This is a genomic window from Streptomyces sp. NPDC002309 (assembly GCF_053593375.1).
In genome coordinates, this window is the sequence record NZ_JBSFCI010000007.1 from 125615 (window position 1) to 148049 (window position 22435).

18 protein-coding genes and 3 pseudogenes are annotated in these 22435 nt (G+C 73.8%); 10 read left to right on the plus strand and 11 right to left on the minus strand.

Annotated features, from left to right (window positions below):
* The first annotated feature begins 47 nt into the window (after positions 1 to 47).
* Complete coding sequence (locus ACWCPM_RS08590; RefSeq protein ID WP_450975379.1) at positions 48 to 743, plus strand: TetR/AcrR family transcriptional regulator; 696 nt, start codon at positions 48 to 50, stop codon at positions 741 to 743.
* 13 nt (positions 744 to 756) lie between these two features.
* On the plus strand, positions 757 to 1695 hold the full coding sequence (locus tag ACWCPM_RS08595) for a DMT family transporter (RefSeq protein WP_450975461.1): 939 nt from the start codon (positions 757 to 759) through the stop codon (positions 1693 to 1695).
* A 10-nt stretch (positions 1696 to 1705) separates the two neighbouring features.
* Here the strand turns inward: ACWCPM_RS08595 and ACWCPM_RS08600 are convergent.
* Positions 1706 to 2098: pseudogene (locus ACWCPM_RS08600) on the minus strand (MFS transporter); the annotation flags it as partial.
* Here ACWCPM_RS08600 and ACWCPM_RS08605 point away from each other — a divergent pair.
* Positions 2097 to 2261, plus strand: a pseudogene (locus ACWCPM_RS08605) (transposase); the annotation flags it as partial. The pseudogenes ACWCPM_RS08600 and ACWCPM_RS08605 sit on opposite strands and share 2 nt — an antisense overlap.
* A 115-nt stretch (positions 2262 to 2376) precedes the next feature.
* On the opposite strand, the pseudogene ACWCPM_RS08610 reads toward ACWCPM_RS08605, so the two are convergent.
* The 7 genes and pseudogenes from ACWCPM_RS08610 to ACWCPM_RS08640 form a co-directional block, all read right to left on the minus strand.
* Positions 2377 to 2848, minus strand: a pseudogene (locus tag ACWCPM_RS08610) (MFS transporter); the annotation flags it as partial.
* Between the two features lie 158 nt (positions 2849 to 3006).
* Positions 3007 to 4092: a Zn-dependent alcohol dehydrogenase gene (locus tag ACWCPM_RS08615; RefSeq protein ID WP_450975380.1), complete on the minus strand. Its 1086-nt coding sequence runs from the start codon at positions 4090 to 4092 to the stop codon at positions 3007 to 3009.
* 14 nt (positions 4093 to 4106) lie between these two features.
* Entirely contained in the window at positions 4107 to 5495 is a 1389-nt protein-coding gene (locus tag ACWCPM_RS08620) for an aldehyde dehydrogenase family protein (protein WP_450975381.1), read from the minus strand.
* A gap of 100 nt (positions 5496 to 5595) precedes the next feature.
* The gene (locus ACWCPM_RS08625; protein ID WP_450975382.1) at positions 5596 to 6057 is read right to left on the minus strand and encodes a DUF3574 domain-containing protein; all 462 of its coding nucleotides are present in this window, start codon (positions 6055 to 6057) and stop codon (positions 5596 to 5598) included.
* A gap of 161 nt (positions 6058 to 6218) precedes the next feature.
* Entirely contained in the window at positions 6219 to 8471 is a 2253-nt protein-coding gene (locus ACWCPM_RS08630) for a molybdopterin oxidoreductase family protein (RefSeq protein WP_450975383.1), read from the minus strand.
* 257 nt (positions 8472 to 8728) lie between these two features.
* The gene (locus tag ACWCPM_RS08635; RefSeq protein WP_450975384.1) at positions 8729 to 9346 is read right to left on the minus strand and encodes a TetR family transcriptional regulator; all 618 of its coding nucleotides are present in this window, start codon (positions 9344 to 9346) and stop codon (positions 8729 to 8731) included.
* On the minus strand, positions 9343 to 9933 hold the full coding sequence (locus tag ACWCPM_RS08640) for a hypothetical protein (RefSeq protein ID WP_450975385.1): 591 nt from the start codon (positions 9931 to 9933) through the stop codon (positions 9343 to 9345). The genes ACWCPM_RS08635 and ACWCPM_RS08640 overlap by 4 nt, the downstream gene beginning before the upstream one ends.
* A 166-nt stretch (positions 9934 to 10099) precedes the next feature.
* Between ACWCPM_RS08640 and hmgA the strand changes: the two genes are divergently transcribed.
* The 3 genes from hmgA to ACWCPM_RS08655 are packed head-to-tail and all read left to right on the plus strand — an operon-like array spanning position 10100 to position 13417.
* Positions 10100 to 11452, plus strand: coding sequence for a homogentisate 1,2-dioxygenase (hmgA, locus tag ACWCPM_RS08645; RefSeq protein ID WP_450975386.1), 1353 nt, complete (start codon positions 10100 to 10102; stop codon positions 11450 to 11452).
* A gap of 46 nt (positions 11453 to 11498) precedes the next feature.
* The gene (locus ACWCPM_RS08650; RefSeq protein ID WP_450975387.1) at positions 11499 to 12248 is read left to right on the plus strand and encodes a GntR family transcriptional regulator; all 750 of its coding nucleotides are present in this window, start codon (positions 11499 to 11501) and stop codon (positions 12246 to 12248) included.
* 26 nt (positions 12249 to 12274) lie between these two features.
* Entirely contained in the window at positions 12275 to 13417 is a 1143-nt protein-coding gene (locus ACWCPM_RS08655) for a type ISP restriction/modification enzyme (RefSeq protein ID WP_450975388.1), read from the plus strand.
* 629 nt (positions 13418 to 14046) lie between these two features.
* Here ACWCPM_RS08655 and ACWCPM_RS08660 read toward each other — a convergent pair.
* The 3 genes from ACWCPM_RS08660 to ACWCPM_RS08670 all read right to left on the minus strand — a co-directional run bounded on the left by ACWCPM_RS08660 (position 14047) and on the right by ACWCPM_RS08670 (position 15838).
* Positions 14047 to 14316, minus strand: a complete 270-nt coding sequence (locus tag ACWCPM_RS08660) for a hypothetical protein (RefSeq protein WP_450975389.1) — start codon at positions 14314 to 14316, stop codon at positions 14047 to 14049.
* A 126-nt stretch (positions 14317 to 14442) separates the two neighbouring features.
* Complete coding sequence (locus ACWCPM_RS08665) at positions 14443 to 15252, minus strand: anti-sigma factor (protein WP_450975390.1); 810 nt, start codon at positions 15250 to 15252, stop codon at positions 14443 to 14445.
* Positions 15253 to 15295: 43 nt separating this feature from the next.
* The gene (locus tag ACWCPM_RS08670) at positions 15296 to 15838 is read right to left on the minus strand and encodes a sigma-70 family RNA polymerase sigma factor (RefSeq protein WP_450975391.1); all 543 of its coding nucleotides are present in this window, start codon (positions 15836 to 15838) and stop codon (positions 15296 to 15298) included.
* A gap of 204 nt (positions 15839 to 16042) precedes the next feature.
* Here ACWCPM_RS08670 and ACWCPM_RS08675 point away from each other — a divergent pair, with 204 nt between their 5' ends.
* The 4 genes from ACWCPM_RS08675 to ACWCPM_RS08690 all read left to right on the plus strand — a co-directional run bounded on the left by ACWCPM_RS08675 (position 16043) and on the right by ACWCPM_RS08690 (position 22435).
* Positions 16043 to 17566 carry a DUF4331 domain-containing protein gene (locus ACWCPM_RS08675; protein ID WP_450975392.1) on the plus strand — a complete coding sequence of 508 codons (1524 nt, stop codon included), beginning with the start codon at positions 16043 to 16045 and terminating at the stop codon, positions 17564 to 17566.
* Between the two features lie 99 nt (positions 17567 to 17665).
* Positions 17666 to 19171, plus strand: coding sequence for a tetratricopeptide repeat protein (locus ACWCPM_RS08680; RefSeq protein WP_450975393.1), 1506 nt, complete (start codon positions 17666 to 17668; stop codon positions 19169 to 19171).
* Positions 19168 to 20772 carry a HoxN/HupN/NixA family nickel/cobalt transporter gene (locus ACWCPM_RS08685; RefSeq protein WP_450975394.1) on the plus strand — a complete coding sequence of 535 codons (1605 nt, stop codon included), beginning with the start codon at positions 19168 to 19170 and terminating at the stop codon, positions 20770 to 20772. Before ACWCPM_RS08680 ends, ACWCPM_RS08685 begins: the two co-directional genes overlap by 4 nt.
* A gap of 58 nt (positions 20773 to 20830) precedes the next feature.
* Positions 20831 to 22435, plus strand: a complete 1605-nt coding sequence (locus ACWCPM_RS08690; protein ID WP_450975395.1) for a serine/threonine-protein kinase — start codon at positions 20831 to 20833, stop codon at positions 22433 to 22435.

A 22435-nucleotide genomic window follows, 5' to 3' on the forward strand; every position in this document is an offset into this window, starting at 1 on the left:
ATTAAATTAGCAGTGCTAGTTTCTGGCTCCGCCCTACTATGTGCGCCATGGCCCGACCGCGCAAGCCCCTGCTCAGCACCGACCGGATCGTCGACGCGGCCCGGGCTCTGGTGGACGCGGAGGGCCTCGCGGCCGTCTCCACCCGTCGGCTCGCCGCGGAGCTGGGAGTGAGCGGGCCCTCTCTCTACAACCACTTCCGCACCAAGGACGAGATCCTGGAAGCGGTCGCCGACTCGGTGAGCGCGCAGGTCGACCTGTCGATGTTCGAGGACGGGCGGAACTGGCGGACCGCTCTGCACGACTGGGCGGTCTCCTACCGTGCCGCCCTGCGCGACCACCCGAACATCGTGCCCGTGCTGGCTCGCGGTCCAGGCCGCCGCCCGGCCGCGCTGCGCCTCGCGGACGCCGTCTACGGCGCGATGGTCGCGGCGGGCTGGCCCCCGGCGCAGGCCACCTCCATCGGCGCGCTGATGCGGTACTTCATCATGGGTTCCGCGCTCGGCTCGTTCGCCGGGGGCTTCGTGACCGACGAGAGCGCGTACGACCCCGGCGACTACCCCCACCTCGGGCAGGCGCACCTCCTCGCCGAGCGGCAGGAGAAGATCGACGAGCGGGCCTTCGAGACGGGGCTCGGCGCCCTGCTGGACGGGCTGGCGCAGCAGTACACGCAGGTCGCGCGGCCCGCCCGGGCGGCCTGCTCCCCGTCCGAATTCCGCGAGCCCCCGGCCGCCTCCTCCTCCTAGTCTCGAGACCATGATGAACGTCGCCCCTCGCTCCCAGCTGCCGGCCGCCGGTGCCGCCACCGTCACGGTGGTGCTCTGGGCCTCCGCCTTCGTCTCGATCCGCAGCGCGGGAACCGCGTACTCGCCGGGCGCGCTGGCCCTGGGGCGACTGCTCGCCGGGGCCCTCGTACTGGGGGCGGTCCTCCTCGTCCGGAGGGAGGGACTGCCGCCGCGCGAGTCCTGGCGCGGGATCGCGATATCGGGCGTGCTGTGGTTCGGCTTCTACATGGTCGCCCTCAACTGGGGCGAACAGCAGGTCGACGCCGGTACGGCGGCCCTGGTCGTGAACGTCGGCCCGATCCTCATCGCCCTGCTCGGCGCCCGGCTGCTCGGTGACCGGATGCCGCCGCGGCTGCTGGCCGGGATGGCGGTGTCGTTCGCCGGTGCGGTGACCGTGGGGCTGTCGATGTCGGGCGAGGGCGGCTCGTCGGTGCTCGGGGTGGTGCTCTGCCTGCTGGCCGCGGTCGCCTACGCGGGCGGGGTCGTCGCGCAGAAGCCGGCCCTCGGGCGGGCGAGCGCGCTCCAGGTGACGACGTTCGGCTGCCTGGTGGGCGCGGCGTGCTGCCTGCCCTTCTCCCGGCAGCTGGTGACGGAGGCCGCCGCCGCGCCCCTGTCCGCCACACTCAACATGCTGTACCTGGGCGTCTTCCCGACCGCGCTGGCGTTCACCACCTGGGCGTACGCCCTGTCCCGTACGACCGCCAGCCGCATGGGCGCGACGACGTACGCCGTGCCCGCCCTGGTCGTGCTGATGTCGTGGCTGGCGCTGGGCGAGGTGCCCGGGCTGCTCACGCTGACGGGCGGCGCGCTGTGCCTGGCCGGGGTGGCGGTGTCGCGGTCCCGGCCGCGGCCCGCGGCGCCGGGGACGGAGCCGGCGCCGCGGACCGGACAGGCGGCCTCGAAGTCGGTCTGAACGCGCCGGGTCAGTCTGAAAGCGCCCGGTCCGCGAGGACCTTGATGGACAGCAGCGCGATCACGGCGAGGCCGATGATGTAGGCGGACACCGCCATCGACGTGCCGGTCGCCTCCAGCAGCAGCACCATGACGAACGGCGCGAGACCGCCACCGGCGACCGCCGCGATCTGGTAGCCGAGAGAGGCGCCCGTGTAGCGCATCTCGGGCGTGAACAGCTCGGCGAACAGGGCGGCCTGGGGGCCGTACATGATGCTGAGGAAGCAACTGGCGACGAAGGTGCCGACCGCCAGCCACAGCAGTGATCCGGTGTCGATCAGCAGGAAGTGCGGTACGGCCCACAGCCCGATGCCGACCGCGCCGAACGCGTAGATCCTTATCCGGCCGACCCGGTCGGAGAGCGTCAACTCCCTCAAGGGCGTCAAGTCCCGCAGGCTCCGCCCGGAGTACGACAGCCACGTCCACCGGAACCTATGGAACGGACACTTCCGGTCCGGCCCCTACTTCGCAGGATCATGCGACGGGGCACCCCCGACCGTCGTCAAGCAGTACATCGAAAACCAGCAGCGTCCCGTCCGACCGTCACCCCTCAAACGCAGAGCACGCCAGCGCTCCACGCCTCCGGGCCAAGGGACGGCCTTCACCCCCGCCCTGAAGGGCCGAGCACTGGCCAAGATCAGAGGTAGACGCCGCGTTTGCACTCGGGGGCGTACTCGGTGGCCAGGAGCATCGCGCCGCCCCACTGGGCGCCGACGGCGACGCCCTGCGCCACCCGCAGCAGGACGAGGAGGACCGGCGCGGCGACGCCGATCGTCTCGTACGTCGGCAGCAGGCCGATGGCGGTGGTGGCGACGCCCATCAGCGTGAGCGCGAGGACCAGCATCGGTTTGCGGCCCCGTTTGTCGCCGAGGTGTCCGGCGACGATGCCGCCGAGCGGGCGGGCGAGGAAGCCGACGGCGAAGGTGGCGAAGGCGGCCAGCACGCCGGCGGTGGAGCTGCCGGAGGGGAAGTACAGGTCGCCGAGGACCAGGGCGGCGGCGATGCCGAAGACGAAGTAGTCGTACCACTCCACGGCCGAGGCGAGGGCGGCGGCGGTTGCCCGTGGGGTGGGCGGTGGTGGCGGGGGCGGGGTGAGCGGAGGGAGGCGTGTCCATGCCTGCACACGCCGGTGGGTGCGGTGGGGACGTTCCCGGGAACGTACTGACCGGACGGTATGGGGTCAACGGTCGTGCGGGAAGTTGCCGGGGAGACGAGAGGGACCCGGGTGGCACCCGGGTCCCCTGAGGTCAGAACTCCACGTCCGCGCCCGGCGTCAGAAGATCACCAGCGCCCGGCCGCCCTTGCCCGCCAGCATGTTCTCGAACGCCGCCGGGATGCCGTCCAGGGCGATCCGCTCCGTCACCAGCGCCGAGAGGTCCAGACGGCCCGCGCGGATGTGCTCGGCCAGCACCGGCAGGTCCCGCTCCGGGTCGGAGTTGCCGTAGACACAACCGGACAGGGTGCGGCCCCAGTGGAAGATCTCCAGGGCGTTGAACGTGACCTGCTGGTCCTTGCCGCCGATGCCGACCACCGTGGTGCGGCCGCCGCGCCGGGTCGACTCCCAGGCCGTGCGGATGGTGACCGCGCGGCCCACGCACTCCACGGCCACGTCGACGCCCTGCTTGTCGGTCAGGGCGCGGATCTCGCGGGCCGTGGTGTCGGAGGCGACGAGGTAGTCGGTGGCACCGGCGGCGCGGGCCAGTCCCTCCTTCTCCGGGGTGACGTCCACCGCGACGATCCGTGAGGCACCCGCGATCCGCGCCGCCTGGAGCGCCGCGAGTCCCACCCCGCCGACGCCGAACACCGCGACCGTCTCGCCGGGCCGGACCCGCGCCGAGTGGCGCACGGCGCCGTAGCCGGTGAGGACCGCGCAGCCCAGCAGCGCGGCATCGGCCAAGGGCACCCCGGCGGGCGCGGGCAGCGCGCAGGACGTCGGCACCACCGTCTCCTCGGCGAACGCGGCCACGTTCAGCCCGGGGTGCAACTCCGCGCCGTCGGAAACGCGGTGGGCGTGGACGGCGGCGGCACCCTTCAGGGCGTCGGCGCACAGCCACACCTCGCCGCGCGCGCATGCCGGGCAGTCGCCGCAGGACGGCGCCCAGTTGAGGACCACGCCGTCGCCCGGCGCGAAGCGGGTGACCCCTTCGCCGACGGCGACCACCGTGCCCGCGCCCTCGTGGCCGAGGACGGCCGGGACGGGGACGCGCATGGTGCCGTCGGAGAGCGAGAGGTCGGAGTGGCACACCCCGGCGGCGGCGAGGCGGACCCGGATGCGGCCGGGTCCCGGTGCGGGAAGGTCGATCTCCGTGACCTCCAGCGGGGCACCGACAGCCGGAAGGACGGCGGCACGCACAGCCATGGCAATGGACTCCTCTAGAACTGGAGGGACTTGGTCTGGAGGTACTCGGTCAGGCCGTGCACCCCGAGTTCACGGCCGACACCCGACCGCTTGTGGCCGCCGAAGGGCGCAAGCGGGTTGAAGCGCCCCCCGTTGATGTCGACCTGGCCGGTCTCCATCCGGCGCGCGAAGGCCACGGCCTCCGCCTCCTCGCCGGCCCAGACCGCACCGGCGAGCCCGTACACCGTGCCGTTCGCGATCCGCAGGGCGTCCGCCTCGTCCTCGTAGCGCAGGATCGACAGGACCGGGCCGAAGATCTCCTCCTGGGCGATGGTCATCTCCGGCGTGACGTCCGCGAAGACGGTCGGGCTGACGAAGTAGCCGCGCTCGCGTGGGGCGTCCGGGCCGCCCGCGACCAGACGGGCGCCCTCGGCCACGCCCTTGTCGATGTAGCCGCGCACCCGGTCGCGCTGCCGGGCGTTCACGAGGGGCCCGATGCGCTCGCCGTACTTGGCGGCAGCGGCGGCGGCCAGTTCGACGGCCGCGGCGTACTGCGAGGTGTGCACGAGCATCCGCGTCCACGCGCTGCACGTCTGACCCGAGTTGGACATCACGTTGGCCACACCCACGTTGACCGCCTTGGCCAGGTCGGCGCTGGGCAGGATGACGTTGGCGGACTTGCCGCCGAGTTCGAGGGCGACCTTCTTCACGGCGGCGCCCGCCACGGCGGCGATCCGGCTGCCGACGGCGGTGGAGCCGGTGAAGGAGACCATGTCGACGCCCGGGTGCTCGGCGAGCGCCTGCCCGGCCACCGGCCCGAGACCGGTGACCAGGTTGAACACACCGGCCGGGAGGCCGGCCTCGTGCACCGCCTCCGCGAAGGCCTGGGCGGTCAGCGGGGTGTCCTCGGCGGGCTTCAGGACGACCGTGCAGCCCGCGGCGAGTGCCGGGGCGACCTTGGCGACGATCTGGTGCAGGGGGTAGTTCCAGGGGGTGATCGCGCCGACCACGCCGACGGGCTCCTGGTAGACCGTCGAGTTGCCCGCCTTCTCCTCGAAGGCGTAGGTCGCGGCCAGTTCGGCGTACGAGCCCGCGACCGCGATCGGGGCGCCCAGGTGCACCGCCTGCGAGAAGGACAGGGGCGAGCCCAGCTCGGCGGTGATCGTCTCCGCGATCTCGTCCTTGCGGGCGACCAGTGCGTCGCGCAGGGCGGCCAGGCGCGCGGCGCGTTCGGCGGGCGGCGTCGCCGACCAGCCCGGCAGGGCGGCGCGGGCGGCCCGCACGGCCTGGTCCACGTCCTCGGCGGTGCCCGCGGGGACCCGGCCGACGACCTCCTCGTCGGCCGGGTTCACGACGTCGATCACGTCCTGGCCCGCGGCCGGGCGCCAGGCGCCGTCGATGTACATCCCGTCCCGGGCCTTCATGGCCTACCTCCCGAACAGCGGCGTCGTCGGCACCCAAACTAGCGGCGATAGTTTTTCCGCGCCAGGCCCGGCGGAGGGCACCGGAAGCCCGCGGGGCGGCTCAGAAGTCGACCCGCACCTCGTCGTCCACACGGCCGACCGACTCCTGCCCGAACGCCTTCTCGTAGTCCCGGCGGATCTCCTCCACCTTGCGGTCCCTGGCCGCCGCCTCGCCCGCCGGGTAGAGCAGGATCAGCTCGTACGACCGTTCCTTCGCGATCGTGCCGCTCGCGTCCCGCCACTGTCCGCGCCCGCTCTGCACGGTCAGCCCCTCGGGGAAGTCCGGGGTCACCTCCTTGTCGACGAAGGCCATGAACTGCCGCTCGGTGACCGCCGATCCGCCGTCGGGCCGCGCGGTGCCGAAGAGCAGCCGCGTCTCGGCGTACACCGCGCCGCGCACGGAGGCGGGGGCGGGGGCGCGCGTCTCCTCGCCCAGCGTGGCGTACGCGGCCGGCGCACCGAGGGCGAGCAGGGCGGAGGCGGTCACCGTGGCGACCCGGGCACGGGTGAGTCGAGGAGTCATGTCCCTTCTCCTACCGGGCTTGCCGGCAGGAGATGCGGTGGCCTCGCCGGAGAGCCGGCGTCAGTCGGCCGTACGGGAGCGCGGGGAGGCGCACCGGGGGGCGGGGGACGGACGGGGGCACGTACGGTCAATCGGCGCAGAACTCCTGGTCAGGGCATTGCTCAGGTCAGCGCGGTGAGCTCTTCGGGCACCGGCGCGAGTTCCACGGGCACGCCGTTGAGGACGGCGTTGCCGGAGAGCGGGTCGAGCAGGCTGCCGTCGAGGAGCTGGTTGACGTTGACGCCGGGGTCGGCGGCGGCGTGCGTGAGACGGGTGCCGGGGCGGTCGTGGCCCCAGCCGTGCGGCAGGCTGACCACGCCGGGCCGTACGCGGTCGGTGACCTCGGCGGGGGCCGTCACCTCTCCCCCGGCCCCCTTCACCCGCACCGCTGCCCCGTCGCGCACGCCGAGCCGGTCGGCGTCCTCGGGGTGGATGTGGAGCGTGCAGCGGTTGGTGCCGCCGGTCAGGGCGGGGACGTTGTGCATCCAGCTGTTGTTGGACCGCAGATGGCGGCGCCCGACGAGCACGAGACCGTCGGCGCGCTCCGTCATGGCCCGCCGCAGGCGCGGCAGATCCCCGGCGATGGGCGCCGGCAGCAGCTCGACCTTGCCGCTCACCGTCTTCAGCGGCTGCGGCAGCCGGGGGCGCAGCGGCCCGAGGTCGACGCCGTGCGGGTGGGCGAGCAGCTTCGCGAGGCTCAGCCCGTCCGGGCGTGCGCCGAAGCCGTCGCCGTACGGGCCGAGGCGCAGCATCATGTCGAGGCGCCGCTCGGGGCCCGTGTCGCCGTCGAGCGCGGCGGCGAGTTCCCGCGGGTCCCGGCCGTGCACGGGTGAGTGGGGCTCCGTCACGGCCTTGCCGAGGGTCTGGTCGACGACCATCGCGTCGACGGCACCGGGGTCGGCTCCGTGCATGCCGGAGACGGCCAGCACGAGCCGCGCGAGGATCTCGGTCTCGGCCGTCCGGCCCGGCTCCAGCGGGACGGCGGGGCGGGTGTAGCGGACCTGGTTGCGCACGGCGAGGGTGTTGAAGGCGAAGTCGTGGTGGGCGCTCTGGGACGGCGGGGGCGGCGGCAGGACGACATGGGCGTGACGGGAGGTCTCGTTGAGGTAGGGGTCGACGCTGACCATGAAGTCCAGCGAGTCGAGGGCCTTGTCGAGCCGGGCGCCGTCGGGCGCGGACAGCACCGGGTTGGTGGCGACGGCGATCAGCGCCCGGACCGGCTCCCCCTCCTCGGTGGCGGTGTCGATCTCCTCGGCGAGCGCGGAGAGCGGCATCTCGCCCTTCGCCTCGGGGTGTCCGCTCACCCGGGAGCGCCAGCGCCCGAGGGCGAAGCCGCGGCCGGGTCCGGCCGGGCGGGGTGTCCGGTCGGTGGCGGCCTGCGGGAAGAGGGCGCCGCCGGGCCGGTCGAGGTTTCCGGTGAGGATGTTGAGGATGTCCACGAGCCAGCTGGCGAGCGTGCCGTGCGGGACCGTGCAGCTGCCGATGCGTCCGTAGACGGCGGCGGCGGGGGCTGCGGCCAGTTCCCGCGCGAGGGCGCGCGTCACTCCGGGTTCGACGTCGCAGGCCCCGGCGACGGCCTCCGGGGTGAAGTCCTCCATCGCCTCGCGGAGTTCGGCGAGTCCCTGGACATGGGGCGCGAGGTCGCCGAGCGCGACCAGGTCCTCCTCGAAGAGGACATGCGCCATCGCCGCGAGCAGCAGGGCGTCCGTGCCGGGCCGGATGGCGAGGTGGCGGTCGGCGAGCCGCGCGGTGCGGGTGCTGCGCGGGTCGATCACGGTGAGCGTGCCGCCGCGCGCCTTGAGCGCCTTGAGCCTGCCGGGGAAGTCGGGCGCGGTGCACAGACTCCCGTTGGACTCCAGGGGGTTGGCGCCGATCAGCAGGAGGTGGGCGGTGTGGTCGAGGTCGGGCACCGGGATGGCGTTGGCGTCGCCGTACAGGAGTCCGCTGGAGACGTGCTTGGGCATCTGGTCGACCGTGGACGCGGTGAACACGCTGCGGGTGCCGAGGGCGCCGATCAGGAGCGGCGGGTAGAGCGCGCCGGCCATGGTGTGCACGTTGGGGTTGCCGAGGACCACCCCGACGGCGTGCGCCCCGTACCGCTCGACGACGGGCCGGATCCCGGCGGCCACGGCGTCGAAGGCCTCCTCCCAACCGGCCTCGCGCAGCTCCCCGTTCTCGCGCACGAGCGGCCCGCGCAGCCGGTCGGGGTCGCCGTCGACGGCCCCGAAGGCGGCGCCCTTGGGGCAGATGAACCCCTCGCTGAAGACGTCGTCGCGGTCACCGCGGGCTCCGGTGACCCGGGTCCCCTCGATGGTGAGCGTCAGCCCACAAGTGGCCTCGCACAGGGGGCAGATGCGCAGGGCGGTGCGGGACACGGGTCCTCCCGGGGTCTGACGACTACGGCGGCGCACGGACGGTTCGAGCATACCGACCGGTATGCACGGAGGGGAGCCCTTACGCGAAGGCGATCCGCGCGGTGTACGGAGGGAGCCCTCGCGCGAAGGCGATCCACGCAGAGGTGCGGGGGCGGCGCCCTCGTGCGAAGGCGATCCGCTCAGAGGTGCCGGGGGGAGCCCTCGCGGAAGGCGAGCCGCTCAGGGGCGGAGGGCCCCCGGGCGGCCCCTCCGTCCCGTCAGTCCAGCACCCGTCCCAGATAGGCCCGCAGCATCTCCCGCATCTCCGCGATGACGTCCGCGTCGCCCTCCGGATCCACCCGGAACGCCAACTGCACCAGGGCGTCCGCGGTCTCCACGGCGATCAGGAAGGTGCGCCGCAGCCCTGCGTCGGGTTCGCGGGTGAGATGGCCGCCGAGGAGGTCGGTGAGCCGGTCGGCGACCCGGTGGTTGGGTTCGGTCTGACGGCTGCCGACGGGGATCTGGTTGCCGAAGTCGACGAGGGAGAAGCCGGGGGCGGTGCGCTTCATGGCGAGGTACTCGTCCAGCACGGCGTCCATGGCGGCCCGCCAGTCGCCCGGCGCGGCGCCCTTCAGACGCGCGGTGACCCGCTCGGCGTACCGGTCGAGGTTGCGCTGCGCCAGCGCGGCGGCCATCTGCCTCTTGTTGCCGAAGAAGCGGTAGACCGAGCCGATGGGCACGCCCGCCCGCTGGGCCACCGCGCGGGTGCTCAGGTCGTCGTAGCCGACCTCGTCGAGGAGGTCGGCGCAGGAGTCGAGGATGCGGGTCAGCCGCTCGGCACTGCGCCGCTGGACAGGCGCACGACGGAGGTTGGTCGGATGGGGCACGGGCTTCATGATGCCTGTCCGCCGGGATCCGGTGAACCTCCGCCCCGGGCAGGGGTTTTCACGCCCCGCGCGCTCGTCACGGCCGTCGGCTCGCCGCCCGACGCGGTGATGTCGGCCGTGCACTCGACGGGCTCGCCGTCCACCGCCCAGACGGTGCCGTCGTCGGCGTACAGCCGCGCGGTCACCTGGTGCGTGCCGCGCGGGACCAGGCCGCCGGCCAGGCGGTGCTCGGGGTCGCGCAGTTCGGCGACGGGGCGGCCGTCCACGAAGAGGCGGGCGACGCCCCGGCCGGGCACCGCCCTGGGTGCCGTACCGGCCGGCGAGAGGCCGAAGTCGCGCAGCCGCAGGCGTACGTCCCACCCGGCACCGGAGGCGTCGGGCTGCACCTCGATGCCGATCCCGGGCGCGTCCTGCGCGCGCACCTCGCGGTAGGGGCGGCCGGCCTCGTCGGTGTCGTCGAGCAGTCGGCCCACGGCCGACGACCGGCCGTCCTCGCGCCCCGCGGCATCACCGGTGCCGCAGCCCGCGACGGCGACCGCGGCCACCAACAGGGCACAGCCCGCGAGCGAGGCACGAGATCGGCGCGTCCATGACATGCGGGTGAGCGTAGAACACCCGTACGCCACCCCGAATCCCCCTGGAGTCTGGTTCCCGGCCGTCCCGCGTCGTCCGTCGCAAGGAGGCCGGACGTCCCCCTTGCGCCGGAGCAACCGCAATCCTACGGTGAGCCATAGGAATCGAACGGGCAAGGGAGCAGCGATCATGAGCGATGGGGGTACCTCGCGCGCGGGCGTGTCCGGGCGCGGGGAGGCACGGAAGACCGCCGAAGGGCTGGCCCATCTGTCCGGCTTCGGCAACGAGCACAGCTCCGAGGCCCTCCCGGGCGCGCTGCCCGAGGGCCGGAACTCGCCCCAGCGCGCGCCCCTCGGCCTCTACGCCGAGCAGCTCAGCGGTACGGCCTTCACCGAACCCCGCGCCCACAACCGCCGTTCGTGGCTCTACCGCATCCGCCCCTCGGCCGCGCACCCGGCGTTCACCCGCACCGGCAACGGCGGACTGCGCACCGCCCCGTTCACCGAGACCGTGCCCGACCCGAACCGGCTGCGCTGGAACCCCCTGCCCGAACCGCCGCCCGGCACCGACTTCCTGGCCGGTCTGTGGACCCTCGGCGGCAACGGCGACGTCACCCAGCGCACCGGCATGGCCGTGCACCTCTACCACGCCGACGCCGACATGGACCGTGTCTTCAGCGACGCGGACGGCGAGCTGCTGATCGTGCCGGAGCGCGGCGGGCTGCTGCTGCGCACGGAGTTCGGGCTGCTGGCGGTGGAGCCCGGCGATGCCGCCCTCGTCCCGCGCGGGGTCCGCTTCCGGGTGGAGCTCCTCGACGAGGTCGCTCGCGGATACGTCTGCGAGAACTACGGCGCCCCCTTCCGCCTCCCCGACCTCGGCCCGATCGGCGCCAACGGCCTCGCCAACCCCCGGGACTTCCGCGCACCGGTCGCCGCGTACGAGGACGTCGAGGGCCCGGTGGAGGTGGTCAACAAGTTCTGCGGCAACCTCTGGACGGCGACGTACGACCACTCGCCGCTCGACGTCGTCGCCTGGCACGGCAACCATGTGCCCTACGTATACGACCTGCGCCGCTTCAATGTGATCGGCACCATCTCCTACGACCACCCGGACCCGTCGATCTTCACGGTGCTCACCTCGCCCTCCGACACCCCGGGGCTCGCGGGCGTGGACTTCGTGGTCTTCGCGCCGCGCTGGCTGGTGGGCGAGGACACGTTCCGGCCGCCGTACTTCCACCGGAACGTGATGAGCGAGTACATGGGGCTCGTCGAGGGCGCGTACGACGCGAAGGCCGAGGGGTTCGTGCCGGGCGGCGGCTCGCTGCACAACATGATGTCGGCGCACGGCCCGGACCGGGAGACGTTCGACCGGGCGAGCGCGGCCGAGCTGCGGCCCCAGCGCATCGACGACGGGCTCGCGTTCATGTTCGAGACGCGCTGGCCGATGACCCTGACGGCGCAGGCGGAGCACGCGGAGCACCTGCAGCAGCGCTACGACGACGTGTGGCGGGGCATGGAACGGCACTTCCGCCCCCTGCCATGACCGACGCCCCTTGCACCGACGGAATCCTGCCGGTACGGATGGCCCCGTGACCTCCTTCGCCCCGGACTCGATCGTCCTGAACCGCAAGCTGCCGCTCTGGTACCAGGTGTCGCAGTCGCTGCGCGCCTCGATACTCGGCCGCTCGCCCCGGGACCCGCTGCGCCTGCCGACCGAGGAGCAGCTGGCGGGGCACTACGGCGTGAGTGTGCTGACCATGCGGCAGGCGCTGAAGGAGCTGGAGGACGAGGGTCTGATCAGCCGGCACCGCAGGCGCGGCACGTTCATCGAGCCCAGCGCGCGCCGGGGCGCCCCGGTGCGGCTGCTGGGCTCGGTGGACGCGATCGTGGCCCAGCAGTCCGGCATGACCGCCGAGCTGCTGGACCACGGACACGCCCCGGTGTCCGCGGAACTCGCCGAGTACTTCCCGGACCTCGCCGAGGTGGCGACGTACCACCGGCTGCGCAGCGACGAGAAGACCGGCGAGCCGACCAACCACGCCCACAACTACGTCCGTCCCGACGTGGCCGCCCGGATCGACCTGGACGACCTGGGCCGCCGGCCCATGACCAAGGTGCTGCGGGACGTGGCCGGGGCGGACATCAGCCGCATCACGGACACGGTGGAGGCCCGGCTCGCGGACCCGGAGACGGCGCGGCTGCTGAACGTGCCGCTGCTGAGCCCGATCCTGCACTACACGGGGGTGACGTACGACGGGGACGGGCGGGTGCTGGACGTCGCCGTCATCCACTACCGGGGCGACCGCTTCTCCTTCACGGTGACGCTGGACGCCACCTGACCCGTGCGCCGGAGTGCCGACGTACGATGCCCAGCGTGACGCGCGACGACGCTCCGCTGCTCGCGGACCTCATGCCGTGGTCCGTCGCACCGCCGCGACTCGGCCGGGGGTGGCCGACGGCCCCCGATCCGTCCTCCCTCAAGGCGCGCTGGGACGCCTTGATGAAGGCCGAGGGAGCGGACCGCGAGGCCCTGTTCGAGCCGTCGCGCTCCCGCACGCTGCACTCGGCGGTCGGGCAGTTGCCGGGCCGCTCCGCCGGCACGGAGAAGCTGCTGCGCGCGCAGGGGCCCTGCCCGGAACCGGTCCGGGTGCTGTCGGCGCCCTTCGACGAGCAGTGGCTGATCCCGGACCACCGGTTGATCGACGCGGCCCGCCCGGAGTTGTGGCGGGTGGCCGACGAGCGGCAGGTGTTCGTGGTCGAGAACACCGGGGGTGAGCCCCGTCTGCTGGCCACCTCCCTGCTCCCGCTGCTCCGCCCCGGCCGGGTCCGCCCCCTGTACCGCCGCCCCGGCGGCGTCGAACCGAACCTGGCCCCCGGCCTGCTGGAGCACCTGGCCCTGGGTCTCGGGCAGGCCCCCGACCCGGTCGACGTGCTGGCGTGGATCCTGAGCGCGGTGCGTGCTGACCTCACGGTGCCGCTCACCGCGGACCCCGCGCTCTGGTCGCGGGGCGTGGAGACGGGGCACCGCCTGCTCTGGCTGCTGCGCCGCGACGGCGACCGCCCGAGACTGCCCGGTGGCCGCCGCCCCTACGTCCGCGCCCCGCTGCCCGCGCATCCGCGCACGCTCCACTACGACCGCGACGAGGAGACCCTGCACCTCGACGAGGGCCGCGTCTCCCCCGTGCCGGCCGGGGCCTGGGACTTCGAGGCGGGCGGCGTCCGGGTCCTGGAGCAGTGGTTCGCGGCCCGGACGGCCGGGGGCGAGCCCGGCACGCTCCTCGCGATCCGCCCGGCGACCTGGCCCCAGGCATGGACGTCGGAGCTGCTGGAGCTGATCACGGTCCTCACGCTGCTGTCCGGACTCCCGCGGCCGGAAGCCGGGCCGGCGCTGACCGCGACCGAACTGCGCGCCGCCGGCGTCCTGCCGGTCCCGGCATCGGCCCACCGTCCCGCCTCGGTCCTCGACCATCACGAGGAGGGCCCGGAAGGCCAGTTCGCCCTGCTCTAGGACCTCTCGTCGCCCTGCCGCCCCGGCACGAAGGCGCCCAGCACCCGCGCCGAAGCCGGAAGGGCCCGCAGGCTCGGGACGTGAGCCGTCCCACGCACGCAAAGGGAAAAGGGCACCCGCTGCACGAGGGGATGCACGACGGCGCACCACCGGCGCGCACGGGCCTCGCGCACGCCGTCATCGCGCCCACGACAGCTGTGCCACGACCGACCGAGAGCGGGCGATGCGGTTGATGCCGTCGTGCGGAAACGGGCCGGGAGGGGCTGCGGCTCACCGAAACGGGGCGTCGGGCAATACGCGGTCGGGGAGCGATCCGGCATCCGCGACGGACCGGGTGCCGGGTGAAGCACCAGGGACGGCACGGGGGTGACGGCGCGCCTACAGGCGGCGGCCCGGTAGCGGTGGCGGGAGGTGGGTTCGCCTGCCACCGCTCAGGGCGCCTGCGCCCCCGCTCACCTTGCCGGGTGGGGAGCCGGCGTGGAGTGGGGACGTACCCGCGCTCGGGCATCACACCGAAGCATCGCTGCGTGCCGTGGGGATGACGGGCGGCCAGATCGCAGCGCTGCGCCGGGACGGTGTGGCTGTCCGAGCGCGGGCCCTCGAAAGTACGTCGGGGGTGTCCGTGCGGGTCAGTGGCCGCCGAACAGCGAACGGCGCAGACGACGCAGCGGGGCGAAGAGAGAGACCCGGCGCACCCGGGACACCCGCTCGCTGCGCTCGTGCGCGGTGTCACGCGCAGTTATCTCCCGCATCAGCGAGGTCGCCTCGGCCGCCTCACGCTGCGGGACGGCGGGGCCGGCCAGCACCGAGAGATGGCGGTCGAGACGCGAACTGGTCGCGCTGCTCCCGCAGGTGATGGCAGGGACCCTTGCCCTGCTGCGCACTGTTATCTGTTCCATGTCACTCCCCACCCGTACGAATCCACCCGGCCCGGGCAGGGTAACCCTATCTCCCCCTTGGGGCACGCGTGTATCGCGGTCACAGGATTCACCTTCCCCGTAAGGGCGTTGACCATCCCTCTTCGATCACCCTCCGAATCCAACCGATTCCAGGGCGAGTTGGACAATTGGTTGAGTGGTGGGTCGGGGCGACCCGCCGTCGGGCTCGACGGTCACAGCGAGTGACGTCGCCCCCGTGTCCAGGCCGTTCGTGACGAAGGGCGTGTCGCCGTCCAGGAGGCCCAGGGAGCGTGGTTGCGCCTGGGGGCGCATGAGCCACAGTTGATGCACGCGGTCGCCCGGAAGGCTGTCGTAGCCGTTCAGGGTGACGACCGCGCTCCCCTCCGAAGCGGAGGCGATGACTCCGATCGTTCCCCCACCGGCATCCCGTCCGGTGGCCGCACGGACGTCCGGAGCGGCCAGGACCTGGGCGATCTCACGCGATCTGTCTCGCTCGGCGGCCAGTTGCCCGCCGGTCCGGTCGGCCTGGACGGCGAAGAGGGCGGCGACGACCAGGGCGGCGGCGGCCGTCGCGGTGGCGAACGGGACGAACAGAGGGCGCATCCGGGGCGCACGGGCGCGCTCCGGTGGCGGCGGCCGCACACCCCGGACGTGGGGAGGCAGCAACGCCTCCCGCGCGCGCGGCGGCTCCTGCGGGGTCGTGCGCACGGCCGCCAGCACCCGGTCGCGCAGGACCGCGGGTGCGGGGACGGCGGTGGACCAGGCGAGCCGTACGGCGTCCTCGGAGAGCATCCGTACCTCCGGTGCGCAGCGCTCGCAGGCCGCCAGATGCTTCTCGAAGCGCGCGCGTTCGTCGGGTTCCAGGGCGTCGAGCGCGTAGGGGGCGGCGAGGCTGTGCAGGTCGGCGCGGCCGCGCAGCCGGTCGAGCAGGCTCATGCCGTACCTCCTCGGCCCTCGGGGTGCGGACGGTCCAGGAAGCTCACGCGGCTCCTCCGAGGCACTCGCGCAGCCGGGTCAGTCCGTCGCGCATCCGGGTCTTGACCGTACCGAGCGGCAGCGAGAGCCGTTCGGCCACTTCACGGTAGGTGTAGCCGTCGTAGTAGGCGAGGGTGACCGACTCCCGCTGCAGGGCGGTGAGCCGGTTCAGGCACCGGCGCACCCACTCGCGTTCGAGCCCGGCCTCCACCTCCTCGGCGACCTGGTCGAAGGCGGGCGTCCCGGAGCGCAGCGCCTCGCGCTGCTCCCGCTCGCCGGCCGCGCGGGCGCTGCGCACCCGGTCCACGGCGCGGCGGTGGGCGAGCGTGAGGATCCAGGACACGGCGCTGCCGCGGGCGGGGTCGAAGCGGGCGGCGGACCGCCACAGTTCGAGCAGGACCTCCTGGGCCACCTCCTCGGACTGCGCGGGATCCCGCACCACCCGTTTGACGAGCCCGAACACCGGTCCGGACACCAGTGCGTAGAGCTCCTCGAACGCCATCTGGTCCCCGCCGGCGACGCGGATCAGCAGTCTGTCCGCCTCCACTCGCTCCCCCTTTCCGCGACCGCACCCCGGCCGCCCCCTCACACCGGACATTCGCAACGCACGCACCTCCGTATGGGGTTACGGATCTGCGCGCCGAAAACGCGGGTCGAACAGCCGGGAAAACAATCTCCCGTCGGACCAATCCGGTCCACCCCCGGCGTCGAATCCACCGCGTCAGGGAAGTTGGGACTGAGGACGGACGGCATGACAGCTATCTCCAAGCGCGGCGCGGGACTCAGGAGCGTCGCCACTCTCGTCTGTGGTGCGCTGGCCGCCGGAGGGCTCGCGGCCGCCGGTGTGACCACGCTGGAACCGGGGGCGGCCACCGCCTCCAGTCACCGGGAGGCCCCGCTGATATCGGGGACCCCGCAGTACGACAACACCGACGTGTACGCGTTCGTGAGCCCGGACAAGCCGGACACGACGACGATCATCGCGAACTGGAACCCCTTCGAGGAGCCGGCCGGCGGACCGAACTTCTTCACGTTCGCCGACGACGCCCAGTACGACCTCCACATCGACAACAACGGGGACGGACAGGGCGAGCTGCTGTTCCGCTACACCTTCAGGACGCACGTCAAGAACAAGAAGACGTTCCTCTACAACACCGGTCCTGTCGAGACCCTCGACGACAAGGACCTCAACGTCACGCAGACCTACGACATCGATCTGCTGCGGCTGAAGAAGCAGCGGCTGCTGTCCCGCACGAAGATCGCGGACGACGTCCCGGTCGCGCCCTCGAACGTCGGCAAGGCGTCCATGCCCGACTACGCGGCGCTGCGCAAGGCGGCGGTGCACGAACTGGCCGGCGGCTCCACGACGTTCGCGGGCCAGGCCGACGACCCGTTCTTCCTGGACCTGCGGGTCTTCGACCTGCTCTACGGCGGCAACCTCTCCGAGGTCGGCAACGACACCCTCAAGGGCTACAACGTCAACTCCATCGCCCTGCAGGTGCCCAACCACCTGATCCAGGAGTCCGCCCGCCAGCCCGTCGTCGGCATCTGGTCGACCACGCAGCGCAAGAACGCCCAGGGGCACTTCCGTCAGGTCTCGCGCCTCGGCAACCCCCTGGTCAACGAGGTCGTCAACCCGATCGAGGACAAGGACACCTTCAACGCGTCCGGGCCCTGGGGCGACGCCCAGTTCCTGGAGAACGTCACCAAGCCCGAACTGCCCAAACTGATCGAGGCGATCTACAAGATCCCGGCACCCGCCGAGCCGCGCAACGACCTGGTCGACGTCTTCCTCAAGGGCGTGAAGGGCCTCAACCAGCCGCCCCGTGTGACGCCGTCCGAGATGCTCCGCCTGAACACCTCGATCAAGCCCACCGCCACCCCGAAGAGGCTGGGCGTCCTGGACGGCGACAACGCGGGCTTCCCCAACGGCCGCCGCCTCACGGACGACGTGATCGACGCCTCCCTCCAGGTTGTCGAGGGTGAACTGCTCGGCGCCAAGAACGACCTGGGCGACGCGGTGGACAAGAACGACAAGGAGTTCGAGAAGGCCTTCCCGTACGTGGCCCTGCCGACGGAGGGTTCGCGCGGCCCGCTGGCCAAGGGCACCTCGGGCGGCAACGACGTCCGCAGCCAGATCGGCGACGCCCTGGAGCCCGCCGGCTCGGACGACACGACCCTGATCGCCGCCTCCGCGGGCGCGGGTGCGGGCGGAATCCTGCTGATCGGCGCCGCCCTGCTGTGGTGGCGCCGGCTGCGGCGCCGCGCGTACTGACGCCCCACCGAACGGCGCGGCCCGCACCCCCTCCGTCCCCCACGGCGCGGGCCGCGCCTCCCCGTCCACGTACCCACCGCCGCCACACCGAGGAGAGGCATGCTCCCGCGTACCGACGACGAAGACCCGCAGAGCGAGAACGGCCCGAGGGCAAACGCCGGGGACCGCGGGACCCCTGCGGGCGCCGACGCCCCGGTCGCGTCCGGCGGCACCACGTCCGCGGCGCCGCAAGCCGGCGAGCGGGTGGCCGCGCCGCGGCGGGTCGCGGCGGCCGGACGGCTCGGGCGCCGGGCCCATCTCGCCGCCTGCGTCGTGCTGCTGGCCGTGGCGCTCACCGGAGCGTCGATCGCGGTCGGCACCACACGGGCCGACGACGGACCGGTCCTCGCGAGGACCGGCAGCGGGGTGTCCCCCGTCGCTCTGTCCGCCATGGGCGACCTGAACGAGGCCGTCTCCGGACTCCAGGCCCATCTCCGCGCCCAGCCGCGCGACTTCGGCGCCTGGGCCACCCTCGGGCTGGGCTATGTCGAACAGGCGAGGGTCGACGGCGACCCCTCGCGCTACCCGCAGGCCGACAAGGCGCTGGACCGCTCGCTCCGACTGCGCCCCGGCAACGACCAGGCGCTGGCCGGGCGGGCCGCCCTCGCCGCCGCCCGCCACGAGTTCGAGGACGCCCTCGACCACGCGGACCGTGCCCTGGAACGGAACCCCTACAACGAACGCGCCCTGTGCAGCCGCGTCGACGCCCTGCTGGAGCTCGGCCGGTACGAGGAGGCGGCGAAGGCCGCCCGCACCGCGGACGCCCGGCGACCGGGCATCCCCGTCTTCACGCGGTACGCCTACGTGAGCGAACTGCGCGGTGACGTCGGCACCGCCCGCCGGGTCCTGGAGCAGGCGCTCGACGCCGCCGCCACACCCGCCGACACCGCCTACGTCGCCACCGCGCTCGGCCGGCTCGCCTGGAACCAGGGCGACCACGCGGGTGCCCTGCGGCACTACGCCCGCGCGCTCGCCGCGGACGACGGCTACCTCCCCGCCCTGGAGGGGCGGGCCCTCGCGCAGGCCGCGGGCGGCGACCGCGCCGAGGCAGTGCGGGGCATGGAGGCGGTCGTCGCCCGTGCCCCGCTGCCCGGCGCGCTCGTCGCCCTCGGCGAGCTGTACGAGGCGGACGGCGAGCGGGCCGAGGCCCGTGCGCAGTACGCCCTCGTCCACGCCTGGACCGCGCTCGCGCGCGCGGGAGGCGTCAACGCCGACCTCGACACCGCGCTCGCGGCAGCCGACCACGGTGACGCGAGGCTCGCCCTGAAGGCCGCCCGTGCCGAGTGGGACCGGCGCCGGACCGTGCACACCGCGGACGCCCTCGCGTGGGCGCTGTACGTCAACGGCCGTGCGGAGGAGGCCCTGCCGTACGCCCGCCGGGCCGCCGCCACCGGCTACCGTAACGCCGCCTTCCTGTACCACCGCGGCATGATCGAGCGCGCCGCCGGCCACCCGCGGGAGGCCCGCGCCTCCCTGACGGCGGCACTGAAGCTGAACCCTGGCTTCTCCCCGCTGTCCGCCCGCGAGGCCCGGACCGTCCTGAAGTCCCTGGAGGTGACGGGGTGAGGCTCCTTCGTCCGCTCGCCGTCCTGGCCGCGACCGGCGCCCTGGTGCTCGTCCCGGCCGGCACCACGGCGGCGCACCCGCTCGGCAACTTCACCGTCAACCACTACGACGGCCTGGTCGCCGCCCCCGGCGAGCTCCGCGTCGACCATGTCGAGGACCTCGCCGAGATCCCCGCGACGCAGGCGGCGCCCGACGTCGAACGGCTCGGTCTGGACGGGTGGGCGAAGCAGCGGTGCGCCGCCGCCGCCCGGGACGGCGAGGTCACCGTCGACGGGCGCCGGGTCCCCCTCCGGGTCACCGACAGCCACGCGCGCGTGCGGCCCGGTCAGGCGGGGCTCGACACCCTCCGGCTGGAGTGCGGGCTGACCGCCCCCCTGCCGGAGGGCGAACCCGCCACCGTCGGATTCCGCAGCGCCGGTGCCGGTTCGGGGCCCGGCTGGCGGGAGATCACCGCGCGCGGGGACCGTACGACGCTCACCGCGTCGGACGTGCCGAAGGAATCGGTGTCGCGCGAACTGACCTCCTATCCTGCGGAGTTGCTGTCGTCCCCGGCCGACACCGGTTCCGCGGCCCTGCGGATACGGCCCGGCGGCCCCGCCCTCGCCGAGGAGCGGGGCGAAGCGCCCGCCGGTTCCGTCCTGCCGCGCGGCGCCGACCGCTGGACCAGGGCCCTGGACTCCCTGGTGGCCCGCCAGGACCTCACCGCCGGCTTCGCCGCGCTGGCCCTGCTCGTCGCGACCGGCCTGGGCGCCCTGCACGCTCTCGCGCCGGGGCACGGCAAGACGCTGATGGCGGCCACCGCGGCGGCCCACGGCGGCCGCGCCCGCATGAAGGACGTCCTGCCCCTGGCCGCCTCCGTCACGGTCACCCACACCCTCGGCGTGGTCGCCCTCGGCCTGCTGGTCACGGGCGGCTCCGCGGCGGCCCCCTCGGTGGTCGCCTGGCTGGGCATCGCGAGCGGCCTCCTGGTGACGCTGGCGGGCGCGGGCCTGGTCCGGCGGGCGATCCGCAACCGGAGGCACGCCCTGGCGCACGCGCACGAACACGGCCGGGGGCACGGCCACTCCGGGCGCGAGCACGCCCACGCCGCCGACCACCACGAGGCGGACACCCCCCGCGACCACGCGCACGACCACGCGCACGGCCACAGCCACACCGACGGCCCCGGAAACCAGGACCACCCGCACCCCCATCGACACACCCACACCGGCCACACCCACACGCACGGCGGCCACACCCACACCCACCCCGTCGCCCCCACCCTGCGCGGCACGATCCTCATGGGCTTCGCCGGCGGCATGGTCCCCAGTCCCTCCGCGGTCGTCGTGCTCGTGGGAGCCGCCGCCCTCGGGCACGCCTGGTTCGGGCTGCTGCTCGTCGTCGCCTACGGCGCCGGGCTGGCGCTCACCCTGACCGCCGCGGGTTTCGCCGTCGTGAGGTTCGGTGCCGGGGTGACCCGTGCGCTGGTGCGCCGGCCGCGCTGGGCCGCCAACCCCCTGGCGGCGCTGGTCCGCCGCGGCGCACCGGTCGGTTCCGCCTTCGTCGTCGTGGCTCTGGGCGCCGGATTGGTGCTCAGGGGGGCGGCAACGGCATTCGGGTGAGCTACTTTTGGGGAGAAATCAGACGACACACCACTCACGGCTGCGAAGGGGGGCGCCCGTGTCCGCGTCATCGGGCAGTGAACGCGTGATCGCCGGCAGGTACCGCCTGCTGTCCCCGCTCGGCGAGGGCGGGATGGGCACCGTGTGGCGCGCCCGGGACGAGGTGCTGAACCGCGAGGTCGCCGTCAAGGAGGTGCGGGCCCCGGCCGGACTGCCGGCCTCCGACGTGGAGCGGATGTACGCCCGTCTGGAACGCGAGGCGTGGGCGGCGGCGCGGATCACCGACCGCAACGTCGTGACGGTGTACGACGTGGCCACGGAGGAGGACCGGCCCTGGATCGTGATGGAGTTGGTCCGCGGCATCTCGCTGGCGGACCTGCTGGACGCCGAGGGCCCGCTGCCGCCGCAGCGCGCGGCGCGGATCGGCGCGGAGGTGCTGTCAGCGCTGCGCGCCGCGCACGAGGCCGGGGTGCTGCACCGGGACGTGAAGCCGGCCAACGTCCTGCTGTCGAACGACGGTCGGGTCGTGCTCACCGACTTCGGAATCGCGACGGTCGAGGGCAGCTCCGCGCTGACCATGACCGGCGAGGTCGTCGGCTCGCCCGAGTTCCTCGCCCCGGAGCGGGCGCTCGGCCGCACACCGGGTCCCGAGTCGGACCTGTGGTCGCTGGGCGTGCTGCTGTACGCGGCGGTGGAGGGGTACTCCCCGTTCCGGCAGGACACCCCGCTGAGCACCCTGCGCGCCATCGTCGACGAGGAACTGCCGCCACCGCACCGGGCCGGCCCGCTCGCCCCGGTCGTCGAGGGTCTGCTGCGCAAGGACCCTGCCGAGCGGCTGTCGCCCGAACGGGCCGAGCAGGACCTCAGGTTGGCGGCCGCCGGGGGCACTCCGCGCGCGAGCACCGCGCCGACGACGCCGTACACCCCGTATCCGCCGACGGTCGCCGGGCACCAGCAGCCGCGGTCCCCCGCTCCGCCGCGGCCGGCGGCCCCGACGGCCATCACCAGGAACAGCGAGCCGCCGCCTCGCGACCGTCGCGCCGTCACGGCGCTGGTGGCGGGCATCGCGGCGCTGGCGCTGGCGGTCGGCGGGCTGACCTACGCGCTGCTGAACGACGACGACGGTGACGGCGGCGACGGGAAGGCGGGGGGCCCGGAGACGTCCGCCCCGCGGACGGCGGGACCGCCGGAGTCGAGCCCGCCGGAGGAGACGGACACCAGCGAGGCCACCACCCCGACGCCGGACGAGAGCCCCTCGTCCACTTCCCCGCCCCAGACGGTGACCGTCACCGTCTCCGGTACGCGCGCCGACTACTCGGGCTCCTGCCCGCCACCCGCCGACCGGGCGCCGGTGTTCACGGCGACCTTCACCGTGGGCAGGCTCCCGGCCGAGGTGAGCTACCGGTGGGTGACCCGGGACGGCAGGGTGACCGACCCGGGCTGGCGGACGCTGTCCTTCCCTCAGGGCGGGGAGCGGACCCGGCAGGACCGGGTGGTCGTGACGACGTACGAGGAGAGCGGGACGTACGAGAACGCGCTCGGTGTGGAGGTCCGGGAGCCGGTGCGGGTCACGTCCGACGTGGTGGCGTTCTCGGTGACCTGCGTGACGGAGACCCCGACGGGCGGGGCCTCCTCCTCACCTGCTTCTCCACCGGCTCCCTGA